The organism is uncultured Leptotrichia sp., from assembly GCF_938036635.1.
GTDB lineage: Bacteria > Fusobacteriota > Fusobacteriia > Fusobacteriales > Leptotrichiaceae > Leptotrichia > Leptotrichia hongkongensis.
The window spans coordinates 1-4,200 of record NZ_CALHQO010000350.1 but is presented as its reverse complement, the minus strand read 5'-3'; the positions used below and the strand labels follow the sequence as shown (position 1 = coordinate 4,200).

Sequence of the window (4,200 nt, the reverse complement as noted above, 5' to 3'; positions counted from 1 at the left end):
TATCAGAACTAAAGGATAAATATTTAATGAATTTAAAAAATGTAATCATTTTTTCTTCTATTAATAGAAGGGTAAATTGCAATAGTAAATGTCACTTTTTTATGAAATATTATGAAATGTACTGTTTCAATTCAATATCATACATTTCTTTTGAGCTTTTTCCATTAAAAAGTTTTCTCGGATAATTATTCATCCATTCCTCTATACTCTTCAGTTCTTCTTCCATTATATCTGTTATATCTGTCCCTTTTGGTATGAACCTTCTTATCAGCTTATTATTATTTTCGTTGCTCCCACGTTCCCACGAACTGAAGCTGTATGCATAAAAATATCCTACTCCCAGTCCTTCTATCCCCTCAACCTTCATAAATTCACTACCATTGTCACTCGTAAGTGTCTTTATTGAATCTGGATATTCCTCTATTAATTCCTTTATTCTTCCTTCTGTATGTAATGCCGTCCTGTTTTCAAGTTTCCTTATCAGCTGAAGCCTTGTCTTACGTTCTGTCAGTACAAGAAGACATGCCAATGTCCCCTCTTACCTAATACTGTATCCACTTCCCAGTGCCCATGCTCTAACCGTTCCCCTGTCCTTTCATCTCTTTCCTCTATGCTCCTCCCTCCCTGCTTTCTTATACGTTTCCTCAACTCAACCTTCTTCCTTCTCCTCTTCCTGTAGGACATGTCAGCCTCACTGTATTCCAGAAACAGTCCGCCATGTATATAGTTATACAGTGTCTTCAGTTCTATGTTTACCTCCAGCCCTTCCCTTTTTGCCTGCTCCAGTGCGGCATACGAGGAATTCTTCCCCCGTTTCATCGAATCTTCAAGATATTTTACCAGTTTGAGGTTCTTCCCTATCTTAAGTTCTCCTTCTTTCCCCTTCTGTGCCTTGTCATACTTTGACTGGGCAAATTCCGCAGAATATACTTCCCTTGTCAATAAATCTGTATTCAGAAGCTCCACCATGCCCCTTTTAATTTCCCTGTGGAGGGTTCTCACACTTATTCCCAGTTCCTCCGCTATTTTCACTTTTGACATTCCTATTTTAAGAAGTGCTTCTATTTTTCCTCTCTCTATTAATTTTAAGTGTTGCCCTTTTTTTCTTTTTGTTGTATACTGTTTTTGAACCATATTGTTTTCTCCTTTGATTTTTTTGTCCGAATTAATCATACCATAGAAAACTTTTATGGTTCTTATTTTTTTCCATATAGTGACACTTTATTTTACAACTTTTATATTTAAAATTTCACATTATTTTTAGAATTAAACGCATTTTGAAAAAATCCATCGGATAAATTAAATTCAAAAGTTTCACGGCTGATGTAACCTACAGTTTTGTCGCTTTCGTAAAGTTGAATGAGAAAATTTGCCATTTCTTCGGATGTATGATAGTTTGGATAAGATTTATCATAATCAAAATTAGTTTTACCAGTTGCGACATTTCCAAAGTTAGTTTTGGTTGCGGCGGGTGCTAGGACTTTTGCTTTTAATTGTGCGTTGTTTTGCTTTAATTCTAGTGCGAGTCCTTCTGTGAAGGCGTTTACGTAAAATTTGGTAGCACAGTAGACAATTGCGTTTGGGACGATTGTGTAGCCTCCTGCTGAGGAGATATTGATTAATTGAGAGCCTTTTTCGTTGTGGTAATCTTGGACGTATAAGGAAGATAGCAAAGTTAATGCTTCTACATTGAGATGAAGCATATCTAAAATTTTATTTAAAGACTGCTCTTTTATATCGCCATACATCCCAAAACCTGCATTGTTTATTAAAGTTTCAATGTGATAATTGTTTAATTTTAAATATAGTTCAGGGATTTTACCGACATCAGTTAAGTCAAAATCTATTACAAGAATGTCCAAATTCGGATTTTTCTTTAAAATTTCGCTTTTTAAGTCTTCTAGTAAATTCTTTCTTCGTGCAATCAGAATAAGATTTTTATTTCTTTCTGCAAATTTTAGAGCTACAGCTCTACCTATTCCCGAACTTGCTCCTGTTATAACAGTATATTTGGTTTTCATAGTTATTACCTCCATAAATTTGATAAATAAAGGATAGCAGTTAGAGTATAGTATAAGTCAATAACTTTTTTGAAAGGAGAAAATAAAATGAAAAAGAATGAACAAAAAATAATGCAAATAAAGGAATTTTCAGAAAAAACAGGCTTAACTCCATATACAATAAGGTTTTATGAAAAAAAGGAGCTGTTTCGTGTAAAAAGAGATGAGAAAAATAGAAGAATATACGATGAAACTGATATTGAATGGATAAAAATGTTAAAAAGATTAAAAGATATGGGAATGAAATTGAGTGAAATTAAGAAATATTCAGATTTACGATATGAAGGGAACGGAACGATAAAAGAAAGAATGAAAATTTTGACAAATCATAAAAAATATGTAAATATAGAAATTGAAAAGTGGCAAAAATATTTACAAAATCTTGATGATAAACTTGAGATTTATGAGAGCTTTTTAAAAAGTATTTCTGAAAAATAAAAGGGTCATAAATATATAGAAATTAAGGAGAAAATATGCTTGTGGATACAAATATAACTTGGGGATTTGTCTTGTTATCCCCTTTTATAATTCCAATATTAATTTTATTAACTTTCTGGTTTTTTGTTTCAAAACGAAAGTTTAATTTTCTTATCTCATTTACAATTTTATCATTATTATTTGTTAGGTATCTTCGTTTTCCTTATGACACAGTTAACCGTAACAGTGAACTCGAAGTATCACAAAATTTTTTGATAAAAAGAACTTTGAGTTCGGATTCAGAGCATGAAGTTTATAAACTTGTTGACAAGACGAAGCCTGAAGATTTGATTTTGTATTTAAATGGATTAGCTAAAATTAATAATACTTGGGTTGGTTATATAGAAGAAACAGATTCTTACGAAGGAAAATATGGTGTTAAACCAGAAACATATTTTTTCATTAACGACAATAAAATTGAATATAACTTAGATGAGAAAACTTTAGAAAAAAGATTAGGTTTAAAAGAAATAAAATTACAGAATGCTGAATACTTTGTTGATAAATTTGGGAGTAAAAAAGAAATCTTATATCAATATCAATTAGATAAAACAGGAGATTTAGATGAAAATATTTCTTTAAATTCAGAATTAAGCAAGAAATTGGAAACAAAGTATAAAAAAGATAGAGCATTCTATTTGATGTTTTGGAGTGTAATGTTGCTTATGGAAATTATTTATCTGTTTATAAAAAATAGAAAAATTACAAAAAGTAATAAAGATTAGAAGAAGGAAAAAGGATGGAAAAAAATGAAAATAAATTTATATCGAAAGTAAAAAGCTTTTTAGTACTAGTTTTATTTACAGTAATTTACTTTTTCTTTCAGAAAACAATATATCCAGCATTGGCATTTTTGTTCTGGCTGGTTTTTGCGATGCCGTTAGCAGGAATTATTATTAATGCTCTGGAATTTTTACATCTTCCGCAAGTGGCAATGACCACTATTGCTGTTGTAATTTCGGGAATTGCTTTAATAATGGTTCTTATGCTTGTGTTTTACTTAGGATATTTGTGCAGTAAATTTTTGAAAAAAATGGATAAAACTGTATTAGGCTGTGTAATGACAGCGATTTTAATCTATTTTTTGTATAAAGTTTTTACAGAAACAGATGAAAGTACAGCAATGTTTGCGCCGACAGCACGGGAAATACATATTTTCTGTACAGCATCACATATTTTTTACACAGTTGGAGTATTTTTTAGTGATAAAGTCAAGAAAGCATTGGACAGAATAAAATTTAAAAGAAAAAAATAAAAGAAGGAGAAGAGAAATGAAAAAAAATACAGACAAACTTATGATGAAACAGAATAACCCTTTAGGATTAATTTTATTTACAATAATTTATTTTTTAGTTCAGTCAGCAATATATCCAGTGTTGGCATATTTGTTTTGGTTTATTTTTACATTATTTTCTACTGGGGTTTTGTTGGAAGCTCCAGAGCAGATTTTGAAGATTTTTGTAATTGTATTTTTGTTGTTTTGCTTGATAATAATATTGGGAATTATGTACTTCTTAGGATATTTGTGCAAAAGATTTCTAAAAAAAATGAATAAAAAAGCATTAATTTTGGTAATGATTGTAATATTTATTTATTTTGTGTTTAGGGCTATTTTTGAAGATGAAAATAGTTCGATAATGTCTAGTTTGACAAATGGGAGAAA

The 4,200-nt window shown here is 30.3% G+C and carries 7 protein-coding genes; 4 read left to right on the top strand and 3 right to left on the bottom strand.

What is annotated here, in order from left to right:
- Positions 1 to 109: 109 nt before the first annotated feature.
- From Q0370_RS07025 to Q0370_RS07015, 3 genes are all read right to left on the bottom strand, one after another.
- Entirely contained in the window at positions 110 to 529 is a 420-nt protein-coding gene (locus tag Q0370_RS07025; RefSeq protein WP_299573891.1) for an IS30 family transposase, read from the bottom strand.
- The gene (locus Q0370_RS07020) at positions 508 to 1,134 is read right to left on the bottom strand and encodes a helix-turn-helix domain-containing protein (RefSeq protein WP_299573888.1); all 627 of its coding nucleotides are present in this window, start codon (positions 1,132 to 1,134) and stop codon (positions 508 to 510) included. The genes Q0370_RS07025 and Q0370_RS07020 overlap by 22 nt, the downstream gene beginning before the upstream one ends.
- 107 nt (positions 1,135 to 1,241) lie before the next feature.
- Entirely contained in the window at positions 1,242 to 2,021 is a 780-nt protein-coding gene (locus Q0370_RS07015) for an SDR family oxidoreductase (protein ID WP_299573885.1), read from the bottom strand.
- 87 nt (positions 2,022 to 2,108) lie between these two features.
- Here Q0370_RS07015 and Q0370_RS07010 point away from each other — a divergent pair, with 87 nt between their 5' ends.
- From Q0370_RS07010 to Q0370_RS06995, 4 genes are all read left to right on the top strand, one after another.
- Complete coding sequence (locus tag Q0370_RS07010; protein WP_018498379.1) at positions 2,109 to 2,498, top strand: MerR family transcriptional regulator; 390 nt, start codon at positions 2,109 to 2,111, stop codon at positions 2,496 to 2,498.
- Positions 2,499 to 2,533: 35 nt separating this feature from the next.
- Complete coding sequence (locus Q0370_RS07005) at positions 2,534 to 3,262, top strand: endonuclease (protein WP_299573881.1); 729 nt, start codon at positions 2,534 to 2,536, stop codon at positions 3,260 to 3,262.
- A gap of 14 nt (positions 3,263 to 3,276) precedes the next feature.
- Positions 3,277 to 3,792 (top strand): MerT protein, encoded by a 516-nt coding sequence (locus Q0370_RS07000; RefSeq protein ID WP_299573879.1) that lies wholly within the window; start codon positions 3,277 to 3,279, stop codon positions 3,790 to 3,792.
- Between the two features lie 16 nt (positions 3,793 to 3,808).
- Positions 3,809 to 4,200: sodium:proton symporter (locus Q0370_RS06995; protein WP_299573877.1), on the top strand; the 392-nt coding region annotated here is incomplete at its 3' end.